Raw genomic sequence first — 25,026 nt, 5'->3', positions numbered from 1 at the left:
CGTCCTGAATCCAGGAGACATTCCCGATGAGCAGCCCGTACTTCCTGAACGACGACCAGCCGTGGACCGAGCTCGGCGACGGCATCCGACGCAAGATCGTCGGCCACACGCCGGAGCTGATGTCGGTGCTGGTGCAGTTCGACCGGGGCGCCATCGGCACGCCGCATGCGCACGACGCGCACGACCAGATCGCGTTCGTGATCAGCGGTTCGTTCGAGTGCGACGTGGGCGGCGTGAAGCGCGTGCTCAAGCCGGGTGACGCCTTCGTGGCGCCGCGGCTGACGACGCACGGCGTCGTCGCGCTGGAGGCCGGGAGCACGCTGCTGGACCAGTTCTCGCCGCGGCGCGAGGACTACCTCTAGCCGCCGGCGGCGCCGGCCGACTAGCCGTTCCGGCTGTACCAGCAGTTCCCCAGGGTCCGCGCACGGCGCGGATCGCATCCGCAGTACCGAGGTGGCGATCGCACTGCAGCGATGGCCGCTCCCGACCTGCCGGCGCCCTGCGTGCGCCTGCGACCGACCGATGCCGCGAGAGCGACGGGCCACGATCCCGCGCCCGCGGTCGCAGAAGAACCTTGGAGACAACGTCATGCCCCACCGTATTGGGACTCGCCTCGGGACGTCCACGTCCAACCGCCCGCGTCGGGCACGACGGGCCGACCCCGTCGCAGCGACGCCTCGCCTGACCCGCCTCGCGGCCTGCCTGCTGGGCACCGCGACGCTGTCGCTGCCGGCCTGGAGCCAGGAGCAGGCCGCGCCCGCCCCGGCCGTCGCCGCTTCGGCTGCCGCGGCTGCGCCCGCCCCCGCGCCTGCAGGCCCCGCCGCCGACAAGTCGCTGGACACCGTGGTGGTCACCGGCATCCGCGCCTCGCTGGAGAGCGCGCTGAACGCCAAGCGCCAGGACAAGGGCATCGTCGACGTGATCAAGGCGGAGGACATCGCCAAGTTCCCCGACACCAACCTGGCCGAGTCGCTGCAGCGCATCCCGGGCGTGGTGATCGACCGCGACGCCGGCGAAGGCCGCAACATCACCGTGCGCGGCCTGGGCGCCGACTTCACGCGCGTGCGCATCAACGGCATCGAGGCGCTGGCCACGACCGGCGGCACGGACAGCTCCGGCGGCGCGAACCGCTCGCGCGGCTTCGACTTCAACGTCTTCGCGGCGGAGCTCTTCAACACGATCACCGTGCGCAAGAGCAGCTCGGCGGAGATCGACGAAGGCTCGCTCGGCGCGACCGTGGACCTGCAGGCCGCGCGGCCCTTCGACTTCAACAAGCGCGTGGTCGCCGCCTCGGTGAAGGCGCGCTACAACGACCTGGCGCGCGAGACCGATCCGCGCGCAGCCTTCCTGCTCAGCGACGTGTTCTTCGACAAGAAGCTGGGCGTGCTGGTGTCGGGCGCGTATTCGAAGCGCCGGCTCTTCGAGGAAGGCTTCTCGACGGTGCGCTGGGACAACGGTCCCTCGTCGGGCGGCTGGTGCTCGCCGCAAGGCGTGACCCCGGCGAACCCGACGACCACCGCCACCAACTGCGGCCCCGCCGCGCAGGGCGTGCCGCGCCTGCCGGCCTCGGCCGGCGCGACGGCGGCCTACAACGCGGCCAGCAGCGCCGACAACTTCCATCCGCGCCTGCCGCGCTACGGCCGTCTCACGCATGACCAGGACCGGCTCGGCCTGACCGGCTCGGTCCAGTTCAAGCCGACGGACAGCACGCTGCTGACCTTCGACATGCTGTACTCGAAGCTGGACGCGACGCGGCGCGAGGACTTCCTCGAAGCGATCTCGTTCAGCCGCACGGCGAGCCAGGGCGGCAAGCCGCAGACGAGCGTCGTCGAAGCGCAGTACGCGCCCAACGGCGCGCTGCAGTACGGCGTGTTCAACGGCGTCGACATCCGCGCCGAGTCCCGCTACGACGAGCTGACGACCACCTTCCGTCAACCGAGCCTGACGCTGGAGCAGGACATCACCGACCACCTCAAGCTCAATGCGAAGGTGGGCCGGGCCGATTCCAAGTTCCGCAACCCGGTGCAGACGACGGTCACGCTGGACGCGCTGAACGTCAACGGCTACACGCTGGACTTCCGCGACAACGACCGGTTGCCGGTGATCAAGTACCCCTTCGATCCGGCGGCGCAGAACGGCGCGCTGCAGATCGTCGGCGTGCCGCAGGTCACCACGGGCACGCAGCCCACGACGGTCACGAACACGACCACCAGCGAGATCCGCATCCGGCCGCAGGGCGCGAACAACGTCAACGACATCGCGCATCTGGACCTGGCCTGGGAAGTGATGCCGGACACGCTGACGCTGAAGGCCGGCTTCGACTACAAGAAATACAGCTTCGACACCTTCGAGTTCCGGCGCGTCAACCAGAACGACACGATCTTCTCGCCGGCGGCGGGATCGGACGTGCTGACGAAGATGCTGACCGGTTTCGGTCGCGGGCTCAGCCTGCCGGAAGGCACGCCGACCTCGTGGGTCATCCCCGACCTCAACGCAATCGCCGCGGCCTACGACATCTACTGCAATTGCATCAAGAGCGGTCCCGCCGGCGGTCCGGGCGACTACACGCTGTCGTCGACCACCAACGGCAACGCGCGCGGCAACAACCGCGCGGTGGTGGAGAAGGACACCGGCGGCTTCGTGCAGGCAGACTTCGAAGGGCGTGTGCTCGGCCTGCGCATGCAGGGCAATGTCGGGGTGCGCTACGTCGTCACGGAACAGGACGCCACCGGCTACCTGGCCACCGGCGGCGGCACCGAGGTCGTGATCGGGCAGAAGTACAAGGACTGGCTGCCGGCGCTCAACGTCTCGGCCAACCTGACCAAGGACCTGATCGCGCGCTTCGCCGCGGCCAAGGTGATGGCGCGGCCGCAGCTGGGCAACCTGAACCCGGGCGGCACCATCAGCACGACCGGCACGCTGTCCATCACCACGGGCAACCCGTACCTGAAGCCCTTCCGCGCGAAGACCTTCGACGGCAGCCTGGAGTGGTACTTCGGCCGCAACGCCTTCATCGGCGTGGGCCTGTTCCAGAAGAACATCGACACCTACATCCAGAGCCTGCGCACCAACGCGCCGTACAACCAGACGGGGTTGCCGCTGTCGCTGCTGCCGTCCAACTTCACCGGCGAGGAAGTGTTCCAGCTCACGACGCCGATCAACACCCCCGGAGGCAAGCTGCGCGGCATCGAGCTGAACTACCAGCAGCCGTTCACCTTCCTGCCGAGCTGGGGCAAGAACTTCGGCACGGTGCTCAACTACACCTACGTGAAGTCCAAGATCACGTACCTCATCTCGCCGACCAGCAACTCCACCATCTCGGACGACCTGCTCAACATGTCGCCCAAGTCGTGGAACGCGACGATGTACTACGACGACAACACCTTCAGCGCGCGGGTGTCGGCGTCCAAGCGCTCGTCGTTCCTGACGCGGGTGCCAGGGCAGAACAACAACGACGTCGAAGGGAAAAACGCCACGCTCAACGTGGACGCGTCCATCTCGTACAAGGTCAACGACCACCTCACCATCACCCTGGAAGGCGTCAACCTGACCAATGAGGCGAACGACCAGTTCATCTCCAGAGCCCGCAACAGCCCGGTCGTGTATCACGTGACGGGACGGGAATACCTCCTGGGAGCAAGCTACAAGTTCTGAGTTTGCTTGCTTGACGGCACGGGGTCGGGCGGGGACGCTCGACCCCGTTTCCTTTCGCAGCGCGGAGCAGGATTCGCGAACGACTGCGGGAGGATGAGCGCCGACTCTCCACGGGGCATGGGGCCTCCCTCCGGGAACCCCAAGCCCCATTCCGGTCGCATCACCACGGAGCACTCATGAAGACATCATGGCTCGCGGCACTCGTCCTTGTGGCCGGCGCCGCGCAGGCACAGAACACGACGACGTCGTTGCGCGTGATCCTCGTCGGCGATTCGACGATGGCCACGAAGAGCGGCTACGGCGACGCGCTCTGCGAGCGCTTCAAGCCGGAAGTGACCTGCCTCAACGTCGCCAAAGGCGGACGCAGCACGAAGAGCTTCCGCGCCGAAGGCCTCTGGGACCGCGTGATGACGCTGCTGCGCGATCGGCCCGCAGGACAGACCGACGTGGTGCTGATGCAGTTCGGCCACAACGACCAGCCCGGCAAGCCGGGCCGCTCCACGGACCTGCAGACCGAGTTCCCCGCCAATCTCGCCAACTACATCGCCGACGTCGGGCCGACGGGCGCACGACTGGTGATGCTGACGCCGCTCACGCGACGGAGCTTCGATGCGCAGGGGCGACTCGAGAACAACCTGCGCCCCTGGGCCGACGCGACCATCCGCGTCAGCACCGAGCACCAGGTGACGTTGATCGACCTGAATGCGCTCAGCCACGCGGCCGTGCAGGCGATGGGCGAGAACGAAGCCGACACGCTGGCGATGGCGCCGAAGCCGCTGACCGCGCCCGCGCAGGCCGCGTCCGCGCCGGACCGCGCCGGCGCTTCTAATCCGGTGTTCGATCGCACACACCTCGGTGCCAAGGGCGGACAGGTGTTCTCGGCGATGGTCGCCGAGCAACTCGGCATCGTGATGCCCGAGCTCAAGCGCTGGATGCGCTGAGCGCGCGGGGCACTGTCGACGCTGGTTCATGCCACGGCTGCTGGCCCTCACCCCTGCCCTCTCCCGCAAGCGGGAGAGGGGGAAGGTCAGAGCAGATCCGCCATCGCCTCGGCGGGAATGATCGCGCCGGGATGGCCGATCACGCGCGCTGCGACGCGATTGCCATGCGTGGCGGCACCGACGGCATCGTGTCCCGAGAGTCGACGCGCCAGGTAACCGCCGGCGAACGAATCTCCCGCCGCAGTGGTGTCGACGACGCGCTCGACCCATTGCGTCGGAGCCTCAAGCCACACCGCCCTCTCCTCTCTGACTCCCTCTCCCGCTTGCGGGAGAGGGTGGGGGTGAGGGCCAGCGGCCTGTGCAGTCCGACGTTGCACATCGGCGGCACGCACGAGCGTCGACAAGGCGCCGCGTTTGATCAGCACCTCAGGCGCCGCCAATGCCTTCGCATGCGCGATGGCCGCGTCGAGGTCCGGCAGGTCCATCAATGCCTGATGATCGTCGGCCGTGACGAGCGCGATCGTGGCGAGCGCGAAGGCGCGCTCGAACTCGACGCGCGCCGCCTGTCGGTCTTTCCACAGGCGGGGCCGATAGTTGTTGTCGAAGACGACATGAGCGCCGCGCTCGCGCATCGTGGCCATCAGCGCGTAGAGGCGCTCACGCCCCTCGGCCGGCAGGATCGCGAGCGTGATGCCGCTGAGGTACAGCGCGTCGAATTCATCCGCGTGGGTTTCAAGCGGCGAGCGCTCGATGTCGAAATACGCCTTCGCCGCGGCGGTGTCGCGCCAGTAGTGGAAGCTGCGCTCGCCGCGGCCGTCGACCTCGATCATGTACAGCCCCGGCATGCGGCCCGGGAGCCGCCGCACCAGGCGTGTATCGATGCCCTGCTCCCGCCAGCGATCGAGCAGACCGGTGCTGAGCCCATCCTCGCCGACGGCGGTCGCATAGGCCACCTCCAGCCCGGCCGCCGCGCCGCAGCGGCGCAGATAGACGGCGGTATTGAAGGTGTCGCCGCCGTAGCCCAGCGTCATCGCGCCGAAGGCTTCGCCCTTGAGCTCCAGCATGCATTCGCCGATCACGGCCACGCGCTTGGTCATCGGAATCCTCTTCGTTTCTCAGTTTTGAAACGCTGTTTTGGATTCTGATTTCCGGAGGCGATGAGCGCCACCGGAGTGACCCCTAGCGGGAGGTCATCGCGGCTTGGGCGGACGCCGCGGCGGCACCGAGGCCGGCTCGATGAGGCCCGTCGGCAGCGTCGGTTTCAAGATCTCCTTCAGCTCGACCAGCACGGGCAGATCCTTCGCCTCGATCTGCACGGAATGCTCCGCAACGGGGCGTCGATCGACGACGGGCTTGGGGTGGCGGAAGAAGAACATGGCGCCCAGATCGAGACGCGTCGAGGGGCTTCAACCGAGGGGTTTCCCTCGATGGGGAACGCCCTGCTACCTCGACGGCTCGACCCGATAGAAATGCAGCACCAGTCGATCAGGCGGTGTGAAGTCCGACGCATGGAACTCCAGCGTCTTGGCGTCCAGTTGCAGAAGCTTCCCCGGAAGGCACAGCGCAACAATGTCGTCGACCGCCTCCTTCTGCACACGCAGCGTGAAGTCGCCAATCGGCCCCTTCCAGTTGCGGCCCGTCCCCAGAACGTATTCGACGTCACGCAACACCACCTGGACGCCCTTTGCACCAGCGGCCACTTCACGACGGACGCGCTGCTCGACCTCCGCGCGGGCGCTGTCCGCCAGACATGCGGGATCGCCGCGTTCACCGTCCTTGCGGCGAGCCGGCGACGGCAGCATCTGCTCGTTCCATTGACCGTCCCAGTACGGCACGCTGTAGACCATGCCGACCTTGGGCGCGTAGTCGTGCTCGACCTTCAATGACCGGCCGGCGGGAAACCGGATATCCCAGTACGCCGCTTCCTCGACCTCCCACGTCGGATACCCGTCGATCGACAAGGCCTTCATCCGCTTGAGCGCGGCGGCCACGCGGGGACTGAACTCGCACTCAGAACCGCGACAACCGAAGGTGTCGAACACCTCGGCGTCCTTGAGTCCCGCGCGACGCAGGGCGACCGTGACATCCCTGCCTTCCAGCAGCGCCCGACGAGACATCCGAGAAGGCACGGACTGACCATCGACCTTCACCTCGAAGGGTCGCAAGGGATATTCGTTGCCATCGATCATCGCCGCGCCAGGATTCCATCCGTACCGCGGCAGCGGGAACGCCACCACGGCCGGGACATCAACGGTCGACTCGTTGATGAACTGGTATCGCACCTGGATGCGCTGGGTCGAGATGTCGAGCCGCTCCGTGGCCATCCGTACCCGGTCGCTCTTCACGAGCTCCAGACCATGGGTTCCGATGCGCGCCATGGAATCGTTGGCATGCGCTTGAAACGCGCACAAGCCGAAGGCCAACAGCATCAGCGTCGACCTCAGTGTGGGCCTGTTCTTCATTCCCATCGCCTCTACCTCGCCTTGAACCACCGCCCCAACGCCGCCCGCTCCTCGTCGGTGATGCCGGTCGCGTTGTTCAGCGGCATGGTCTTCTGCACCACGACCTGCTGGTAGATCTCCGCCGCGTGCTGCTCGATCATCTGCGGCTCGTGGAACTGGATGCGCTTGGGCGCCAGCGCCGCGTTGTGGCACGCGAGACAACGCGCGTGGACGATGGTCTTCACCTGGTCGAAGGACACGTCGGTCGAATCGGCCAACGCCGGCGTGGTCGCGCCGGTGCCAGGTGTTGCCGACGACGTCGCCGCCGGCGGCGCCATCGTGACCGGCACCATGGTCGGCTTGGGCGCCAGCCAGGCGATCAGGATCGCGAGCAGCATCACCACCGCCACCAGCAGCGGCCAGGCGTCGACGCCCTTGTGGCGCTTCACGAACCAGGTGCGCACCAGCGCGCCGGTCAGCATCAGCATCACCAGCACCAGCCAGTTCTGCGCGTGGCTGTAGAGCATGCCGTAGTGGTTGGACAGCATCGCGATCAGCACCGGCAGCGTGAAGTAGGTGTTGTGCACGCTGCGCTGCTTGCCGCGCTGGCCGTGGACCGGGTCCACCGGCCGCCCCGCCCGCATGTCGGCGATGACCTGCTTCTGGCCGGGGATGATCCAGAAGAAGACGTTGGCGCTCATCATCGTGGCCAGCATCGCGCCCGTGATGAGGAAGGCCGCGCGGCCCGCGAAGAGCTGGCTCGTGCCCCAGGCGGCACACGCCACCACCACGGCGATCAGGCCTAGCACCACGCCGTCGTTGCCGATCGAGCCGTCGGGCTTGCGGCCGAAGCGCCGGCAGATCTGGTCGTAGACGATCCAGCCGCCCGCGAGGAAGCCGAGCGCTCCTGAAATCGCCGCAGGCGCGCTCCAGTCGAAGACGCGCTTGTCGATCAGGTAGGTGTCGGCATTGAAGAGGTACAGCAGCGCGAAGAGCGCGAACCCGCTCATCCACGTCCAGTAGCTCTCCCAGTAGAACCAGTGCAGGTGCTGCGGCAGGTTGGCCGGCGCGACCATGTACTTCTGCGGGTTGTAGAAGCCGCCGCCGTGCACCGCCCAGAGTTCACCGTCCACGCCCTTGGACTTCAAGTCCTCGGCCTGCGGCTTCACCAGGTGGTTGTCCAGCCAGACGAAATAGAACGAGGCGCCTATCCAGGCGATGGCCACGATCACGTGCAGCCAGCGCAGCAGCAGATTGGCCCAGTCAAGCAGGTAGCTGTCCATCAACGAACGTCGAGCAAGATCCGGACCACCACTGCGGGCGCTGTGAACCGGCAAGCGTCGCGCTGAGAAAGGGGCGCCGCGGCGACGTTGAGGAGCGAAGTGTATACAGTCTGGAGCGAGGACTGCGACGGCCGCCGGCCCTCACCCCTGCCCTCTCCCGCAAGCGGGAGAGGGAGAAAGAAGGGAGGCGTTTCGATCAGCTCAGTGCATTCTCACTCCCTCTCCCGCTTGCGGGAGAGGGCGGGGGTGAGGGCCAGCGGCGGTGGAAGTACTGAAGGAACGCTCAACGCGGCCCCGTCGGTTCCTGCATCGCCTGCGCCACCACCGACAGCGCCACCATCTCCGGCTGCTTGCCCGGGATGTTCGGGATTCCGATCGGACAGGTGACGTGCGCCAGCTCGGCGGACGTGAAGCCGCGGGCTTCCAGGCGATGGCGGAAGGTCGCCCACTTGCTCTTGCTGCCGATCAGGCCGATGTACGGGAGATCCTGCGACTCGCGCTGCCGCTTCAGGCAACTGGCGAGGATGTCGAGATCCTCCGCGTGGCTGAAGCTCATGATCAGCACATGCGAGCCCGCCGCCAGCGTCGGCACCGCGCCTTGTACAGGCTCGGACTGCTCCGCGCGGACGTTGTCGGGCAGCGGCTCCGGAAACATGCCCTCGCGGCTGTCGATCCAGTGCACCGTCGCCGGCAGCTTCGCCAGCAGGTCGACGATCGCCCGACCCACGTGGCCGCCGCCGAACAGCGCGATGCGCCGCCACTCGCGCTGATCGCCGAGCCGCTGCGCCAGACCGGCGATCGCCTGCGCATCGAGCCACTCGAAGGTCAGCCACACGACGCCGCCGCAGCACTGGCCCAGCGACGGCCCGAGCGCGAAACGCTGGCGAGCATCGATCACGCGCCCCGTCGCGAGCGCCGCACGCGCCTTCGCGATCGCATCGAATTCAAGCTGCCCGCCGCCTATCGTGTTCACGACGTCGGCCGCCGTCACCGCCATCCACGCGCCGACCTCGCGCGGGCCGCTGCCCTGCAGCTCATCGACGCGCACCAGCACCGCCGGCTCGCGCGCGAGTCTCAGGGCCAGCGTCTGCCAGGACCGCATGCGACGACCTCAGCTGCCCCGGTAGGTCGAGTACGACCAGGGGCTGGCCAGCAGCGGCACGTGATAGTGCGCGCCCGGATCGGCGATGCCGAAATCCAGCGGCACCTCGTCGAGGAAAGCCGGCTCCGGCAAGGTCACGCGCCGGCTGCGGAAGTACTCCGCCACCGCGAACACCAGCCGGTAGCGGCCGACCTGCAGCGTCGCCCCTTCCAGCAAGGGCCCGTCCGCCCGTCCGTCGGCGTTCAGCGTCAGCGCCTGCAGCAGGCGCGGCTCGCCGGACTCGAGCCGGTACAGCCGCACGGCCATGCCGGCCGCCGGGCTGCCGTGCATCGTGTCGAGGACGTGAGTCGTGAGCTTGCCCATGGTCGCCATCGGTGAAAGGAAAACGGGAGATCCAAAGTGTATACACTTCGGGACACACCGCACACCGACCGATCTTCCGATCACGACCGACCGTCCGCCCGTGCCCCCTCCCATGACCGCCCGCCCATGAACGCCCGGGACCTCGACGCCAGCGCTTCCGTCACCGGACGCATCACCGCCGCCATCACGCAGGCGATCGTCGAGCGTCGGCTGATGCCGGGGACCAAGCTGGTCGAGCAGCAGCTCGCGGACATCTTCGACTGCTCGCGCACGCTGGTGCGTCAGGCGCTGAACCAGCTCAGCCGCGACCGGCTGGTGCGCCTGGAACCGGCCCGCGGCGCCTTCGTCGCGCAGCCCAGCGTCGAGGAAGCGCGGCAGGTCTTCGAGGTCCGCAAGATGCTGGAGGCCGCCATGCTCGCCGACCTCTGCCAGCGCATCACCCCCGCGCAGATCAAGCAGCTGCGCGCCCATCTGAAGCAGGAGCGCGAGGCCGTCGCCCGCACCGACGTCCCCGGCCGCACGCGGCTGCTGGCCGACTTCCACGTCGTGCTCGCCCGCATGCAGGGCAACGAGGTGCTGGCGCAGTTGCTGACCGACCTGCTCTCGCGCAGTTCCCTGATCGCGCTGATGTACCAGAGCTCCCATTCCGCCGCCGAGTCCCAGGCCGAGCACGACGCCATCGTCGACGCGCTGGAAGCCCGCGACAAGCGCGCGGCGCTGAAGCTGCTCGACGCCCACCTCGGCAACGTCGAGGCCAACCTGCGGCTCGATCCGCGCGTGCAGGACCTGAAGTCGGTCCTGCAACGATGAGACCGCCGCCCGCTCACGACATGTCCGCCCGAACGTCTTCCGACACCTCCAGGAAGTTCCTCGCATGAAGCCCGTCGTCTCCCCCGGATACCCCCGCGACCTCATCGGCTACGGCGAATTCCCGCCGCACGCGAAGTGGCCGGGCCAGGCGCGCATCGCCGTGCAGTTCGTCCTCAATTACGAGGAAGGCGGCGAGAACTCGGTGCTGCACGGCGACGCCGGCAGCGAACAGTTCCTGTCCGAGATGTTCAACCCGCCGGCCTTTCCCGCGCGCCACCTGAGCATGGAAGGCATCTACGAGTACGGCTCGCGCGCCGGCGTGTGGCGGCTGCTGCGTGAATTCGAGAAGCGAGCCCTGCCGCTGACCGTCTTCGGCGTGTCGATGGCGCTGGAGCGCCATCCGGAACTCACGAAGGCCTTCGTCGAGCTGAATCACGAGATCGCCTGCCACGGCTGGCGATGGATCCATTACCAGGGCGTCGACGAAGCGACCGAGCGCCAGCACATGGACATCGGCATGGACATCATCCAGCAGCTGACCGGCGAGCGCCCGTCGGGCTGGTACACCGGCCGCGACAGCCCCCACACGCGCCGGCTGGTCGCCGACTTCGGCGGCTTCGAGTACGACAGCGACTACTACGGCGACGACCTGCCGTTCTGGCTCAACGTGCGCAAGACCGACGGCGCGCTGACGCCGCATCTGGTCGTGCCCTACACGCTGGACTGCAACGACATGCGCTTCGCGCTGCCGCAAGGCTTCAGCCACGGCGACGAATTCTTCGAGTACCTGCGCGACACCTTCGACGTGCTCTACGCCGAGGGCGCCGAGGCGCCCAAGATGATGAGCATCGGCATGCACTGCCGGCTGCTCGGACGGCCGGGCCGCATGCGGGCGCTGCAGCGCTTCCTCGACCACGTCGAGAAACACGATCGCGTCTGGGTCGCCCGGCGCATCGACATCGCCCGCCACTGGCGCGCCACGCATCCGTTCGATGCGGACAAGGCCTTTGTCTGGGGCTGATGATGAGTACCGCTTCCCTCGCCCCCTCCCTCTCCCTCGATCAACTGAACGTCGCCGACGAAGACGCCTTCGTCGCGCTGCTGGACGGCATCTATGAACACTCGCCGTGGATCGCGCGACGCGCCTTCGCGCTGCGCTCCGCCGGCGGCTTTGCGAGCCTCGCCGCGCTGAAGCATGCGATGGCGGGCGTCGTGCGCGAGGCTGCGCTCGACGAGCAGCTCGGCCTGATCCGGGCTCACCCGGAACTCGCCGGCAAGGCGATGGTCGCGAAGTCGCTCACCGCGGAATCGACGAACGAGCAGAACAAGGCCGGCCTCACGAACTGCACACCGGACGAATTCGCCCGGCTGCAGCAGCTGAACGCCGACTACAACACGCGCTTCGGCTGGCCCTTCATCCTGGCGGTACGCGGCCCGCGTGGCGACGGTCTGTCGCGGCAGCAGATCATCGACACCTTTGCGCGGCGGCTGAACGGACACCCGGACATCGAGCGCGCCGAGTGCCTGCGCAACATCCACCGCATCGCGGAGATCCGGCTCAACGACAAGTTCGGCGTCGTGCCGACGCTCGGCAACCAGGTCTGGGACTGGGCGGAGTCGCTGGCGCGGTTCTCCGATCCCGGCTTCGCGGAGAACAGTCAGCTCACGGTGCTCTACCTGACCGAGGCGCACCGCGCCGCCGCGGCGCAACTGGCCGACTGGATGCGCGAGTGCGGTTTCGACGAGGTCGGCATCGACGCCGTCGGGAACGTCGTCGGCGTGTATCACGGCGAGGCTAATGGCCAGACTGAGGAGCCGCCGCGGCTGCTCACCGGCAGCCACTACGACACCGTCCGCAACGGCGGCAAGTACGACGGGCGGCTCGGCATCTTCGTGCCCATGGCGTGCGTGCGCGAGCTCAAGCGGCAGGGCCGCCGGCTCAAGCACGGCATCGAGGTGATCGGCTTCTCCGAGGAGGAAGGCCAGCGCTACAAGGCGACCTTCCTCGGTTCCAGCGCGCTGGTCGGACGCTTCGATCCGGCGTGGCTGGATCAGGCCGACGCGGACGGCGTCGTGTTGCGCGACCTGATGCGCGACGCGGGACTGCCCGGCACGATCGAGGCGATCCAGGCGCTCCAGCGGGATCCCGCGCGCTACCTCGGCTTCATCGAGGTCCACATCGAGCAGGGGCCGGTGCTCAACGAGCTCGACCTGCCGCTGGGCATCGTGACCTCGATCAACGGCAGCCTGCGCTACGTCGGCGAGGTCCGCGGACTCGCCTCGCACGCCGGCACGACGCCGATGAACCGTCGGCGTGACGCCGCGGCGGCGGTGGCGGAGCTGATCCTCTACGTCGAGGAACGCGCTGGCGCCGTGCCCGAGGTCGTCGGCACCGTCGGGCAGCTGCAGGTCCCCAATGGATCGATCAACGTGATTCCGGGTCGATGCCGATTCAGCCTGGACCTGCGCGCGACCACCGATGCCGCGCGCGACGCGCTCGACGCCGACGTGCGTGCGCGTCTCGCCGAAATCTGCGAGCGCCGCGGCGTCAGCTTCACGCTGGAGCGCACCGAAGCCGCCGCCGCCGCGCCCAGCGACGCAGCGTGGCAGTCGCGCTGGGAGGCCGCGGTCGAGACGCTCGGCCTGCCGGTGCACCGGATGCCTTCGGGCGCGGGCCATGACGCGATGAAGCTCCATCAGGCGATGCCGCAGGCCATGCTGTTCCAGCGCGGACTCAATCTCGGCATCAGCCACAACCCGCTCGAAGCGATCAGCAACGACGACACCGAGCTCTGCGTGCAGGCCTTCCTCGCGCTGCTCGACCGGCTCTGAACGCCGCCCGTTCTCCTGGACACGACACCCCATGACCGCTTCTTCAAAGACATCGTCCCCGGACGCGACCCAGCATTCGCTCCAGGCCTCGTACGACGCGCTGGACGCCTGGATCGACGCTCACTTCGACGAGCAGGTCCGCTACCTGCAGGCGCTGGTGCGCGTGCCCACGGACACGCCGCCGGGCAACAACGCGCCGCATGCGGCACGCACCGCGGAGCTGCTCGCCGAGATGGGCTACGTCGCCGAGCAGCACCCGGTGCCGCAGGCGCAGGTGCGCGAGTACGGCCTGGAATCGCTGACCAACCTGATCGTGCGGCGTCGCTTCGGCGCTGAAGGCGGCCCCGTGATCGCGCTGAACGCTCACGGCGACGTGGTCCCGCCTGGCGACGGCTGGAGCCACGATCCCTACGGCGGCGAGGTCGTCGACGGTCAGCTCTTCGGACGCGCGTCCGCGGTCAGCAAGAGCGACTTCTCGACCTACACCTTCGCGCTGCGCGCGGTGGAGGCGCTGGCCGCGCAGGAGGTTGCACAAGGAGGCGAACAAGGCGGCGTACCGGGCGCTGCGCTGAAGGGCGGCGTCGAGTTGCACTTCACCTACGACGAGGAATTCGGCGGCGAACTCGGTCCCGGCTGGCTGCTGCAGCAAGGGCTGACCAAGCCCGACCTGCTGCTCGCCGCCGGCTTCAGCTACCAGGTGGTCACCGCGCACAACGGCTGCCTGCAGATGGAGGTGACGGTCCACGGCAAGATGGCGCATGCCGCGATCCCCGACACCGGCATCGACGCGCTGCAGGGCGCGGTCGTGATCCTGAACGCGCTGTATGCGCGCAACCTCGCGTACCGCGAGGTCACCTCCAAGGTCGAAGGGATCAAGCATCCGTACTTGAACGTCGGCCGCATCGAGGGCGGCACCAACACCAACGTCGTGCCGGGCAAGGTCACGCTGAAGCTGGATCGCCGGATGATTCCGGAAGAGGATCCGGTCGTCGTCGAGGCGGAGATCCGCGACACCATCGCCAAGGCGGCGGCATCGTTCCCCGGCATCACCGTTGACGTGAAGCGATTGCTGCTTGCGCGCGCGCTCAAGCCGCTGCCGGGCAACCGTCCGCTCGTCGACGCATTGCAGCGGCACGGCGAGGCGGTCTTCGGCGAGCCGATCCCGACCTCGGGCACGCCGCTCTACACGGACGTGCGTCTTTACGGCGAGCACGGCATTCCCGCGGCGATCTATGGCGCCGGTCCGCGCACGGTGCTGGAGTCGCATGCCAAGCGCTCCGACGAGCGTGTCGAGCTGGAGGACCTGCGCCGGGCGACGAAGGTCGTCGCTCGCACGCTCTTCGATCTGTTGCAGTCCCGTTGAGCGCCCGCCGGCGCGGCGCGCCTAGAATCCGCCGCGTCATGCGTCTGCATTCCCCCACCGCCTTCGCCCGCTGGATGACCGTCCTGGTCTTCTGGCTGGCGGCGCTGCTGCCGGCGGCGTCGATGGCGGCGCAGGCCTTGAACGGAGATCTGGCGCCGTGGACGCAGATCTGCCGATCCAGCGTGGTGGGTCCGCGGGCGGCCGAGCTGCGAGCGGGGTTGGCGGACAGCGGTGCTGACGACCAGGACCACGCGCTGTTCCAGCACTGCGCGTTCTGCCACCTGCACCAGGATGCGGTGCCGCTGCCGCCGGTGCCTGCGGTGCTGCCGCTGCGCACCGAGCTGCGTCACGGCCTGCCGGAGCGCTTCTACAGCGCGACGGTCACGGCCCATGCCTGGCGCAGCGCGCCGGCAAGAGCCCCACCTCTGACGGTCTGAAGCCTGTCGCACCGGCCTGACGCCGGTGCTCCTTCATTTCCGTTGGAGTTCCTTTCCATGCACAGCATTTCCCGTGCGCGTCGGCTTCGAGCCGGCGCGCTGACGGTGCTTGCGTCCGCTTGCGCGGCCGCGTTCACCACCGTGTCCGCCGCCGAGGATGTCGCCAAGGACGCCGCCGTCGACACCTCCGTCCTCGCTCCTTCCCTGCCTCCCGCTCGCGCCCAGTCGCTGGGCATCGTCCGTGTCGACGGCGCCGCGCCGACCTCGCTGCCGAGCCGCATTCCCACCACGATGGAGAGCGTCACCGGCGAGGCGATCGCCCGCGACGTCAATGCCACCGATGCCGAGGACGCGCTCAAGTACCTGCCCAGCCTGCTGGTGCGCAAGCGCTACATCGGCGACTACAACCACGCCGTGCTCTCGACACGAGCCTCCGGCACCGGCAACAGCGCGCGGTCGCTGGTTTACGCGGACGGCATCCTGCTGTCCAACCTGCTCGGCAACGGCGCGACCTTCGCGCCGCGCTGGGGCCTGGTGTCGCCGGAGGAGATCGCGCGCGTGGACGTGATGTACGGGCCGTTCTCGGCGGCGTACTCGGGCAACGCGGTCGGCGCCGTCGTCGACTACCAGACGCGCATGCCAACCCGGTTCGAGGCGCACGCGCGGGTGGGCTACAGCCATCAGCCCAATGACCTGTACGGGCACAAGCACGACTACGACGCGAGGCAGGCCAGTGCGTCGATCGGCAGCGCGGAAGGGGCGTTCTCATGGTGGCTGCACGCCGGCCGCACCGACAGCGAAGGACAGCCACAGACCTTCGCGACGCGGACCTTGAGTTCATCGGCCCCTGCAGCTGGCGCGGTGCCGGTCACCGGCGCGGTCGCGGGTCTCAACCGGAGCAACCAACCGTGGCTGCTGCTGGGCAGCGGCACGCAGTACGACACGGTCCAGGATCAGGCGAAGTTGAAGCTCGCCTACGACTTCGACCCGGGCCTGCGGGCCATGTATGTCTTCGGTCTGTGGAGCAACGACTCCGACGGTCGCTCGCAGAGCTTCCTGACGGATGCCAACGGGCGGACGATCGACCATCGCACCGGCGGTGGCATCACGCAGCCCGTGAGCATCGACGGCAAGGGCTACACCTTGAGCGCAAGCGATTTCCCGCAGACGCGCGACGAGCTGGAGCACCGCATGCACGCGATCTCGCTGAAGCGCCGTGTGCGCGACGGACTCGGGTGGGAGGTATCGGGCAGCTTGTACGACTACCTCGCCGACCGCTCGCGCGCCTACGCGCCGACGACCGCCGCGCCCAACGCGGGTCGGCTCACCGATCAGGCGGGCACCGGCTGGAACACCTTGTCCGGCAAGCTCACCTGGACGCCGGACGGCAGCGATCACACGATCGACGCGGGCGTGTCGCAGGAGCGCTATCGGCTGCGCACGCGCGTTTCCGCGCTCACGGACTGGCGGGCCGGCGACGCCGGCGCGTTGACCTCGCGTTTCGACGGCGACACGCGGGTGCGCGCCGTCTTCGCCCAGGATGCCTGGGCCTTCGCGCCCGACTGGACGGCGGTGCTCGGCCTGCGCGGCGAGCACTGGCAATCGTTCGACGGCGTCACGCAGTCCACGACGAACCTGCAGAACCATCCGTCACGCGCGCAGACCGCGTGGTCGCCGAAGGCGGCGTTGTCGTACGGGTTGAGCGAGCAGTGGGTGATCAAGGCCAGCACCGGCCGCGCGGTGCGCTTCCCGACCGTCAGCGAGCTGTTCCAGGGCGGCTTCAACGCGGCGGGGCAGTTCATCAACAACGACCCGAACCTGAAGGCCGAGCGCAGCTGGACCAGCGAGCTCAGCGCCGAATGGACCGGGCAGGATCGCGACGCGCTGCGGGTGACGCTCTTCCATGAGGACAGTCGAGACGCGTTGTACTCGCAGCTGAACGTCGCGACCAATGCGAACACGGTGCAGAACATCGACCGCATCCGGACGCGCGGGGTCGAGCTCAGCGGCACCGCAGGTCTGCCTCAGCGCGTGAGCCTGACCGGCAGCGTCACCTTCGCCGATTCGATCATCCTGGCCAACGCCGGCTACGCGACGGTGCCGGGCGACACGATCGGCAAATGGCAGCCGCGCGTGCCGCGCTGGCGCGCCACGTTGCTCGCGCAATGGCAGGCCCGAGACGACCTGAGCCTGAGCCTGGGCGCGCGCTACAGCGGCAAGCAGTTCAGCACGCTGGACAACAGCGACGTCAACGGCTTCGCCTACATGGCGGCGAGCAAGTACTTCACCGTCGACGTGCGGGCGCAGTGGAAGATCGACCGACAGTGGACCCTCGCCGCCGGCATCGACAACCTCAACAACTACCAGTACTGGAACTTCCACCCGTATCCGGGAAGGACGTTCCAGGTGGAGGCGAGGTGGGATTACTGACCTGATCCCGGCGGTGGCCACAACTGGGCCACGTGCCGAACGCGGGTGATCCAGATACATGCTCCGACGCATCGATAGACGATCCGATAGTTGCGATGAAACGCAAACTCCAGGCTTCCAGGCTCGCGGGACTTCGTTCCGATACCCGGATGGGCGGCCAGCGTCCCGAAGGTCTTTCGGAACAGCCTGGAGTACCTCTCCGCGGCGAGACGATTGTTCGCGTGGATGTGCGCCAGGATCTTGGAAAGTTCTCGGAGTGCTCGTGGGGTCAGCACGTACCTCAAGTCTCACGCGGGGCTTCCGGATCCTCCGCCTCGTAAGTGTCGATGAGCAGCCGCTCAACCTCCTCCTGCGACACGAATTCGCCCCGAAGCCCTTGAAGCAAACTCTCTTCAGAGGCGCGGTAGTCAATGGTCCGCGGATTGGTGGGGTCGGCGAATTCCGGGGAATTCCGGAACAGCATCTCACGGATCATCTGGTCGACCAGATCATCCATCTTGAAATGGACTTCCGCGGCAAACGCCTCCAACTGCTGCTTGAGCTCCGGGTCGATGCGGACGGTCAAGATATTGGGGTTGGTGTCGGTCATAGGCGGACTGAAGTCGATGCGCTTTAGGACAGCGTTCATTCTGCACCTGCACTTTCCAATGAAGAGGGATGCAGGATTCTGAGAAGCAGTCGGAGCGGTCGGGATCGAGCCAGAGCCCAAAACGACTTGGACAAGTCGGTCGATCGCGAAAGACGATCACTTTGAGCCAGCCCCGGCGGCGACACGGCGTCGCGGTTCGTCCACCCCGTAGTTCCCCGCCCTGACCAAAGGCACCCCACGGACCGCGGGGCACAATCCCCGCGCACCGCCCCGCACGGCCACGAGCCGAACGGGGCGGTTTCCCGACTCCAGGAGCACATCGCATGCATACCCGCCTCTCGTTGACCGCCGCGCTGGTGGTCGGGCTCGGCACCGGCACGGCCGTCACCGCACAGACCGCCGCGGCCCCTGCCGCCGCCACGACCTCCGCGTCGTCCTCGACCTCGCAGGGCCTGAGCTACCCGGCCACCCGCAAGGTCGACCAGACCGACAACTACCACGGCACCACCGTCGCCGACCCGTACCGCTGGCTCGAGGACGACAACAGCGCCGACACCAAGGCCTGGGTCCAGGCCGAGAACGCGGTCACCGACAAGTTCCTCGCCGCGATGCCGCAGCGCCTGCCCGCGCGCAAGCTCTACACCGACCTCTACAACTTCGAGAAGTTCGGCGTTCCCTACAAGGAAGGCGGCCGCTACTTCTGGACCCGCAACAACGGCCTGCAGCAGCAGGCGGTGCTTTACACCGCCCGCAGCCTGAAGGACACGCCGCAGGTCGCGCTCGACCCCAACACCCTGTCCAAGGACGGCACCGTCGCCCTGACCGGCAGCGTCGTGTCCAAGGACGGCCGCCTGATGGCCTACGGCACCGCCGGCGCCGGCTCCGACTGGCAGACCTGGAAGGTCCGCGATCTCGACACCGGCAAGGACCTGGACGACACCATCGAATGGGTGAAGTTCTCCGGCGCGTCCTGGACGCCCGACGGCAAGGGCTTCTTCTATTCGCGCTACGACGCGCCCAAGGAAGGCGCCGCCCTCACCGGCGCCAACTACTTCCAGAAGGTCTACTACCACCGCCTGGGCACGCCGCAGTCCGCCGACACGCTGGTCGCCGAGAACCCCGCCGAGAAGGAATGGGGCTTCAACGTCGACGTCACCGACGACGGCCGCCTGGCGCTCATCAACGTGTGGAAGGGTTCCGCCCGCAAGAACGGCCTGATGCTGCTGCCGCTGGACGGCAAGGGCGGCTACGCCGGCGCCAAGCCCGTGCCGCTGACCGTCAGCTTCGACGCCGAGTACGCGCCCGTCGTGCTCGACGGCCAGCGCCTGATCGTCAAGACCGACAAGGACGCGCCGCGCGGCCGCCTGATCGCGATCGACCTCGACAAGGACTGGCGGGCCTTGGATCCCAAGACCTGGACCACGCTGGTGCCCGAGACCAAGGACGCGCTGACCGCCGCCAGCGGCGTCGGCGGCCAGCTGGTGCTGAGCTACCTGCAGGACGCCGCCACGCTGGTGCGCGTGCACGCCCCCAGCGGCAAGCACGTGCGCGACATCGCCCTGCCCGGCGTCGGCACCGCCGCCGGCTTCGGCGGCAAGTGGAACGACCCCGAGACCTTCTTCAGCTACACCAGCCTGACCACCCCGGGCGAGATCTGGCGCCTGGACGCGAAGACCGGCAAGGCCGAGCTGTTCAAGCGCACGCAGACGGCGTTCGAGGCGGACCAGTTTGAAAGCAAGCGCGTCTTCGTCACCAGCAAGGACGGCACCAAGCTGCCGATCTTCATCGCCCACCGCAAGGGCCTGAAGCTGGACGGCACCAACCCGACGCTGCTCTACGGCTACGGCGGCTTCAACGTGCCGATGACGCCGGGCTACGGCGTCACCGCCGCGACCTGGATGAAGATGGGCGGCGTCTACGTGCTGGCCGTGCTGCGCGGCGGCGGCGAGTACGGCGCCGCCTGGCACGAGGCCGGCACCAAGGGCAGGAAGCAGAACGTCTTCGACGACTTCATCGCCGCCGGCGAGTACCTCGTGGCCAACAAGTACACCCAGCCCGCGAAGCTCGCCATCAACGGCGGCTCCAACGGCGGTCTGCTGGTCGGCGCGGTCGTGAACCAGCGCCCCGACCTGTTCGGCGCCGCGGTGCCGCAGGTCGGCGTGATGGACATGCTGCGCTTCCACAAGTTCACCATCGGCTGGGCGTGGACCTCGGACTACGGCAGCTCGGAGAACGCCGCCGACTTCCAGTGGCTCAAGGCCTACTCGCCGCTGCACACGATCAAGAGCGGCGCGCGTTACCCGGCCATCCTGGTGACCACCGGCGACCACGACGACCGCGTCGTGCCGGCCCACAGCTTCAAGTACACCGCGACGCTGCAGGCCGCCGACACCGGCCCCGCGCCCAAGCTGATCCGCATCGAGACGCAGGCCGGACACGGCGCCGGCAAGCCGACCTCCAAGATCATCGAGGAGCGCGCGGACATCCTGGCCTTCATCGCGAACACGTTCGGGATGGACGTCAAGTGAGCTGAGGGCGACCCCGCCCTGCTGCGGCGCCCTGGCGCGCCGCCCCGGAGCCCGGCCGTCGACGACGCGCCGGGCTTTGCACTTTCCGGCCGGACGGCCCCGGGGCCGGCAGTCGCCGTGCAGTCGCCGTGCGGTCGGAAAAGGGCGTGAAATCCGGCCAGATGTCTGGCCGGATTTGCCCCCTGTTCTTGTCGTCTCGGAATCTCTGGCGAAAGCGATGATGCGAAGCATGACGACACGCCGAACGCCCGCCAGCCCGCAGACCACGCGCCCGCGTCCCTGCCCGCGACCCCGCCAGGCCAGGCCCTTCCCGGCGCAGTCGCTTCACGGCGACTGAGTCCTCCACGATCCTCGCGCCCAGGCCGCGGCCCTCCCCGGTCGCCCGATGGCCGGCGCGCATGCGCTTCACATTCGCCACGCCGCAGCACCACGCCCCCAGCAGTCGGGGCGTCCAGGCGGCGTCACAGCGCCCTTGCCCGGCCCTTCCACGAGGGGCCGGGCTTTTTTATGGTTGGACCTGATTGAACCGATGGGCACCGGCGTCGACTGACAACCTTTGCAGCTGTCAGTGCCCACCATGAGACCTTGCTCTCCCTCCCTGCTTACCGAATATGTCGTCATGAACGTCGATGGCGACGTCGAACACGAGCCGCACGATCGTCTGCGGGATCGACTCAAAGAGGCCGTCGCCGACGGCGACGTGGGCACGACCAAGTCCCTGCTGGAGCGGATCCACCTGCGCAGCGGATGGGGCGGCGAGATCGACGCTCCCACCCACTTCGGCATCTTGAAGGACGCGTTCGAGGCCGGCGTGCGCGCGGGTCAGGAGGAAACGAGCACCGCCTGCCTGCGGGCCATGGCCCAGGATGCCCAACTCAAGGAGGTCGCCCGACGCCGCCTTCCCGACGTCCTGTCGATAGTCGCAACGACCGCGGGCACTCCTGTCGTCGGCATCCCGCCGGAGGTCCTCGACCGTCAGATCCGTCATGTCGCACAGGCCGCGTTGGCGGGCCTGGTCCGGCCGGAGGACGTCACCTCACTGATGCGCGGCAATGATCGCTCGCCGCTGCTGCACGCCGTGCTCGCGGCGCCCGCTCGCTTCCGGGCGGTGGTCGAGGCGTATGCGAAGGCCGGCAGGGACCAGATCGTCCGAGGCGAGCCTCTCAAGGCGCTCATGCAGGCACGGGACGACGGAGAGACCGTCCTGCTGGCCGCAGCGCGCCAGGACGTCGGCGAGGCGGTGCTCACCTTCATGGATGCGGCCCACGCCACGCGACGCCGGAATGCGCTCAACGACAGGGCCTATCTCCAGTTGATCACCGAGGGCTCGGGCGACACGACCGTCATGGCCGCACTGTGCGCACCGCCATCGCTCCTCCACCTGGACCGGCCGGCGAACGCCCTGAAGGCCTACCTGGACGGGTTGCTGATGGCCCGGCTGCCGGGAGCAGAGAGCCTCGGCGATCAGGTGTTCGAACAGGTCCTGCTGGCCCCCGGCAGCGATGGCAAGCCGGCCATCGGACAGTGCGCGCCGGACCAGGCCGCCATGATCCGGTCGAAGCTCAAGGACGCCCTCGACGTGGGGTTGCTGAAATCCGCGACGGTGGAGAACATCCTGCGGCATCTGCCCGCGTCAGGCCAAGAGGCCGATGTCCCCGCCCCGGTCCCAGGCGAAGTGGACGAGTTGAGCGGGGACGACGCGGCGCGTGCGTGGGAGCTCGTCAGGAGCGCTTCTGGCTTCGAACCCGCGGTCCCTCGCCGGGATCCACGTCCGCGCGGCCGGACCGATGACTTCGCCACGCCTCAGCGTTTCTCCAAGGCGTAAGCACGCACATGGTCGCCGGGCCTGGTCCCGGTCGACCCGTGTCCGCCCGCGATGACCAGCAGGTACTGCCGCCCGTCCGCGCCCAGATAGGTCATCGGCGTGGCCTGGCCGCCGGCGGGAAGCCGGCTTTCCCACAGCACGCGACCGTCGTTGACGTCGTAGGCGCGCACGTAATCGTCCATGCTGCCCGACAGGAAGGCCACGCCGCCCGCCGTCATCAGCGGTCCGCCCAGACTGGGCACGCCGAGCCTGAACGGCACCGGCAACGGCGAGAGGTCGCGCACCGTGCCGTTGCGGTGCCGCCAGACCACCTTGCCCTCGTTCAGGTCGACACCGGCCACCGTGCCCCACGGCGGCGCCTGGCACGGGATGCCCAGCGGCGAGGTGAAGGGCTTCATCTTCGCGGCGAACGGCGCGCCGAAGTTCTCGTTGAGCGCCGGCAGCGCGCCCTTGGGCGGTCCGCCGTCCTGCACCAGCAGCGAGGTGTCGTCGCGGCGCGGCACCAGCGTGGAGGTGAAGCCCAGCACCGCCGGCGTCGTGAAGGCGATGCCGCGCACCGGATCGACGGCGATGCTGCCCCAGTTGAAGACGCCGAAGTTGCCCGGGTTGATCAGCGAGCCCTGCTCCGACGGCGGCGTGAAGCGGCCTTCGTAGCGCAGCTTGTGGAAGGCGATGCGGCACCAGAGCTGGTCGAACATCGAGACGCCCCACATGTCGCGCTCGCGCAGCTCCGGCGGGTTGAAGGAGATCGCCGACACCGGCTGCGTCGGCGCGCTGAAGTCGCCCGCCGCCGCGCCCTGCGGCGCCGGGGTTTCGGTCACCGGGAACACGGGCTTGCCGTCGCGCCGGTCCAGCACGAAGAGCTCGCCCTGCTTGGTCGGCTGCACCAGCGCGGGCACGCGCTGGCCCTTCACCGTCAGGTCCACCAGCACCGGCTGGGACGGCACGTCGTAGTCCCACAGGTCGTGATGCACCGTCTGGAAGACCCAGCGCGTGCGCCCGGTCGCCAGGTCCAGCGCCACCACCGACGACGAATGCTTTTCCACCGCCGCCGAGCGCTTGCCGCCCCACTGGTCAGGCGGCTGGTTGCCCATCGGCAGGTACACGAGTCCCAGCGCCTCGTCGACGCTGGCCACCGACCAGCTGTTGGGCGAATTGGCCGCGTAGGTCTGTCCCGCAGAGATCGGCGTCGTGGCGTCGGGATTCGCGGAATCCCAGTTCCAGACCAGCGCGCCGGTCTCGACGTCGTAGGCGCGGATGACGCCGGACTGCTCCTTCGTCGAGGCGTTGTCGAGCACCGTGCCGCCGACGATCACGAGCTTGCGCGTCACCACGACCGGCGAGGTCGAGTAGTACGCGCCCGGCTGGGCGTTCGGCATGCCGGCCATCAGGTTGATCGCGCCCTGCTGTCCGAACGAGGGACAGGTCTTGCCGGTCGCCGGATCGAGCGCGATCAACCGCGCATCGGCCGTCGGCATGAAGAGCTTGGCCGCGCAGGCCGCGGGTCGGGCGCCGGCCGCGGTCATCGCGTCCGGCGGCGGCTGGTAGGACAGGCCGCGGCAGGTCAGATGCTGCAGCGCCAGCTGTCCGCGCACCTGCGGATCGAAGCGCCAGAGTTCCCGGCCCGTCGTCGCGTCCAGCGCCAGCACGGTCTGATGCGGCGTGCAGAGGAACAGGCGCTCGCCGATCTTCAGCGGGGTGACCTCGAAGGTGGTCTCCACCGGATCGCCGGGGCGTCCGCGGACGTCGCCGGTGCGGAAGTCCCAGGCCAGCTTGAGTTCGCCGACATTGGCGGGCGTGATCTGCCCGAGCGGCGACCAGCGCTGGCCGAAGCCTGTGCGACCGTAGGCGTGCCATTCGCCGTCGGGCACCGCCGCGGCGTCGGACGCCGGCGCGCCGGGCGGACGGGCGGCACCGTTGGCCGGCATCGTGCCTGCCACGGCATGAAGATCGCGTGTCCACGATGTCAACGCGACAACAACGAAGATCCCGAGCGCCGCCGCGAGCGCCAGCGCCGGCGGGCTGCGCCAGGCGACGCGTCGGAGATCGTCCACCGGCAGATGGCGCCGCATCGTCGGCACCAGGACCAGCAGCACCGCGCCGATGACGAAGGGTACGCCCAGACGCGCCCCCAGCGGCCACCAGTCCAGGCCCACTTCCCACAGGCTCCATGCCAGCGTGGCCAGGAAGTAGAGCGCATAGCCAAACACCGCCTCGCGCAGCCGTCCCCACATCAGCGCGCCGATGACGGCCCAGGCCAGACCCGATATCGCGTAGTACCAGCTGCCGCCCATCGAGGCCAGCAGCCCGCCCGCAGCGAGCATGACGAAACCCAGGATCAGCAGCGCCGCGCCGAGGACGCGGGCCAGCCAGGGAACGGGTGCGGGGGACGGAGCAAGGACGTTGGACATCGAGTCGCCTGAAACGC

Annotated in this window: 20 protein-coding genes; 11 read left to right on the top strand and 9 right to left on the bottom strand. The window is 68.4% G+C overall.

The window, feature by feature from the left end; genetic code table 11:
* Positions 1 to 26 precede the first annotated feature (26 nt).
* The 3 genes from ACQZ13_RS07940 to ACQZ13_RS07930 all read left to right on the top strand — a co-directional run bounded on the left by ACQZ13_RS07940 (position 27) and on the right by ACQZ13_RS07930 (position 4,595).
* Complete coding sequence (locus ACQZ13_RS07940; RefSeq protein ID WP_431050837.1) at positions 27 to 362, top strand: cupin domain-containing protein; 336 nt, start codon at positions 27 to 29, stop codon at positions 360 to 362.
* 226 nt (positions 363 to 588) lie between these two features.
* Entirely contained in the window at positions 589 to 3,654 is a 3,066-nt protein-coding gene (locus ACQZ13_RS07935; protein ID WP_431050835.1) for a TonB-dependent receptor, read from the top strand.
* Between the two features lie 176 nt (positions 3,655 to 3,830).
* On the top strand, positions 3,831 to 4,595 hold the full coding sequence (locus ACQZ13_RS07930; RefSeq protein WP_431050833.1) for a rhamnogalacturonan acetylesterase: 765 nt from the start codon (positions 3,831 to 3,833) through the stop codon (positions 4,593 to 4,595).
* Between the two features lie 86 nt (positions 4,596 to 4,681).
* On the opposite strand, the gene ACQZ13_RS07925 is transcribed toward ACQZ13_RS07930, so the two are convergent.
* The 6 genes from ACQZ13_RS07925 to uraH form a co-directional block, all read right to left on the bottom strand.
* A complete protein-coding gene (locus ACQZ13_RS07925) occupies positions 4,682 to 5,692 on the bottom strand; it encodes a sugar kinase (RefSeq protein WP_431050831.1) in 1,011 nt (336 codons plus the stop codon).
* Between the two features lie 93 nt (positions 5,693 to 5,785).
* Positions 5,786 to 5,971 (bottom strand): hypothetical protein, encoded by a 186-nt coding sequence (locus ACQZ13_RS07920; RefSeq protein WP_431050829.1) that lies wholly within the window; start codon positions 5,969 to 5,971, stop codon positions 5,786 to 5,788.
* A 66-nt stretch (positions 5,972 to 6,037) separates the two neighbouring features.
* Positions 6,038 to 7,057, bottom strand: coding sequence for a DUF4424 family protein (locus ACQZ13_RS07915; RefSeq protein ID WP_431050827.1), 1,020 nt, complete (start codon positions 7,055 to 7,057; stop codon positions 6,038 to 6,040).
* An 11-nt stretch (positions 7,058 to 7,068) separates the two neighbouring features.
* Entirely contained in the window at positions 7,069 to 8,319 is a 1,251-nt protein-coding gene (locus ACQZ13_RS07910) for a urate hydroxylase PuuD (protein WP_431050825.1), read from the bottom strand.
* Positions 8,320 to 8,602: 283 nt separating this feature from the next.
* The gene (xdhC, locus tag ACQZ13_RS07905) at positions 8,603 to 9,421 is read right to left on the bottom strand and encodes a xanthine dehydrogenase accessory protein XdhC (RefSeq protein WP_431050823.1); all 819 of its coding nucleotides are present in this window, start codon (positions 9,419 to 9,421) and stop codon (positions 8,603 to 8,605) included.
* Positions 9,422 to 9,430: 9 nt separating this feature from the next.
* On the bottom strand, positions 9,431 to 9,784 hold the full coding sequence (uraH, locus tag ACQZ13_RS07900; RefSeq protein ID WP_431050821.1) for a hydroxyisourate hydrolase: 354 nt from the start codon (positions 9,782 to 9,784) through the stop codon (positions 9,431 to 9,433).
* A gap of 126 nt (positions 9,785 to 9,910) precedes the next feature.
* On the opposite strand from uraH, the gene ACQZ13_RS07895 reads away from it, so the two are divergent.
* From ACQZ13_RS07895 to ACQZ13_RS07870, 6 genes are all read left to right on the top strand, one after another.
* Positions 9,911 to 10,594, top strand: a complete 684-nt coding sequence (locus ACQZ13_RS07895) for a GntR family transcriptional regulator (protein WP_431050819.1) — start codon at positions 9,911 to 9,913, stop codon at positions 10,592 to 10,594.
* Positions 10,595 to 10,658: 64 nt separating this feature from the next.
* Complete coding sequence (puuE, locus tag ACQZ13_RS07890) at positions 10,659 to 11,615, top strand: allantoinase PuuE (protein WP_431050817.1); 957 nt, start codon at positions 10,659 to 10,661, stop codon at positions 11,613 to 11,615.
* Positions 11,616 to 11,617: 2 nt separating this feature from the next.
* The gene (gene uraD / locus ACQZ13_RS07885; RefSeq protein WP_431050815.1) at positions 11,618 to 13,426 is read left to right on the top strand and encodes a 2-oxo-4-hydroxy-4-carboxy-5-ureidoimidazoline decarboxylase; all 1,809 of its coding nucleotides are present in this window, start codon (positions 11,618 to 11,620) and stop codon (positions 13,424 to 13,426) included.
* Positions 13,427 to 13,457: 31 nt separating this feature from the next.
* Positions 13,458 to 14,789 (top strand): M20 family metallopeptidase, encoded by a 1,332-nt coding sequence (locus ACQZ13_RS07880; protein ID WP_431050813.1) that lies wholly within the window; start codon positions 13,458 to 13,460, stop codon positions 14,787 to 14,789.
* A 38-nt stretch (positions 14,790 to 14,827) separates the two neighbouring features.
* Positions 14,828 to 15,226, top strand: a complete 399-nt coding sequence (locus tag ACQZ13_RS07875) for a DUF2946 domain-containing protein (protein ID WP_431050811.1) — start codon at positions 14,828 to 14,830, stop codon at positions 15,224 to 15,226.
* Between the two features lie 57 nt (positions 15,227 to 15,283).
* Positions 15,284 to 17,656 carry a TonB-dependent receptor gene (locus tag ACQZ13_RS07870; RefSeq protein WP_431050809.1) on the top strand — a complete coding sequence of 791 codons (2,373 nt, stop codon included), beginning with the start codon at positions 15,284 to 15,286 and terminating at the stop codon, positions 17,654 to 17,656.
* Here ACQZ13_RS07870 and ACQZ13_RS07865 read toward each other — a convergent pair.
* Both ACQZ13_RS07865 and ACQZ13_RS07860 read right to left on the bottom strand, forming a co-directional pair.
* Positions 17,650 to 17,931, bottom strand: a complete 282-nt coding sequence (locus ACQZ13_RS07865; RefSeq protein WP_431050807.1) for a type II toxin-antitoxin system RelE/ParE family toxin — start codon at positions 17,929 to 17,931, stop codon at positions 17,650 to 17,652. The genes ACQZ13_RS07870 and ACQZ13_RS07865 overlap by 7 nt on opposite strands.
* Positions 17,932 to 17,936: 5 nt before the next feature.
* Positions 17,937 to 18,245, bottom strand: a complete 309-nt coding sequence (locus ACQZ13_RS07860; RefSeq protein WP_431050805.1) for a hypothetical protein — start codon at positions 18,243 to 18,245, stop codon at positions 17,937 to 17,939.
* A gap of 323 nt (positions 18,246 to 18,568) precedes the next feature.
* Here ACQZ13_RS07860 and ACQZ13_RS07855 point away from each other — a divergent pair, with 323 nt between their 5' ends.
* Together ACQZ13_RS07855 and ACQZ13_RS07850 are read left to right on the top strand one after the other, a co-directional pair.
* A complete protein-coding gene (locus tag ACQZ13_RS07855; RefSeq protein ID WP_431050803.1) occupies positions 18,569 to 20,773 on the top strand; it encodes a prolyl oligopeptidase family serine peptidase in 2,205 nt (734 codons plus the stop codon).
* A 619-nt stretch (positions 20,774 to 21,392) separates the two neighbouring features.
* Positions 21,393 to 22,598 (top strand): hypothetical protein, encoded by a 1,206-nt coding sequence (locus tag ACQZ13_RS07850; RefSeq protein WP_431050801.1) that lies wholly within the window; start codon positions 21,393 to 21,395, stop codon positions 22,596 to 22,598.
* Here the strand turns inward: ACQZ13_RS07850 and ACQZ13_RS07845 are convergent.
* Positions 22,577 to 25,009: a membrane-bound PQQ-dependent dehydrogenase, glucose/quinate/shikimate family gene (locus ACQZ13_RS07845; RefSeq protein ID WP_431050799.1), complete on the bottom strand. Its 2,433-nt coding sequence runs from the start codon at positions 25,007 to 25,009 to the stop codon at positions 22,577 to 22,579. The two genes, ACQZ13_RS07850 and ACQZ13_RS07845, sit on opposite strands and share 22 nt — an antisense overlap.
* Positions 25,010 to 25,026 lie beyond the last annotated feature (17 nt).

The organism is Roseateles sp. L2-2 (genome assembly GCF_050613215.1).
Lineage (GTDB): Bacteria > Pseudomonadota > Gammaproteobacteria > Burkholderiales > Burkholderiaceae_C > Roseateles > Roseateles noduli.
The sequence above is the reverse complement of the archived record's forward strand: the minus strand, read 5'-3'. Positions and strand labels throughout refer to the sequence as shown.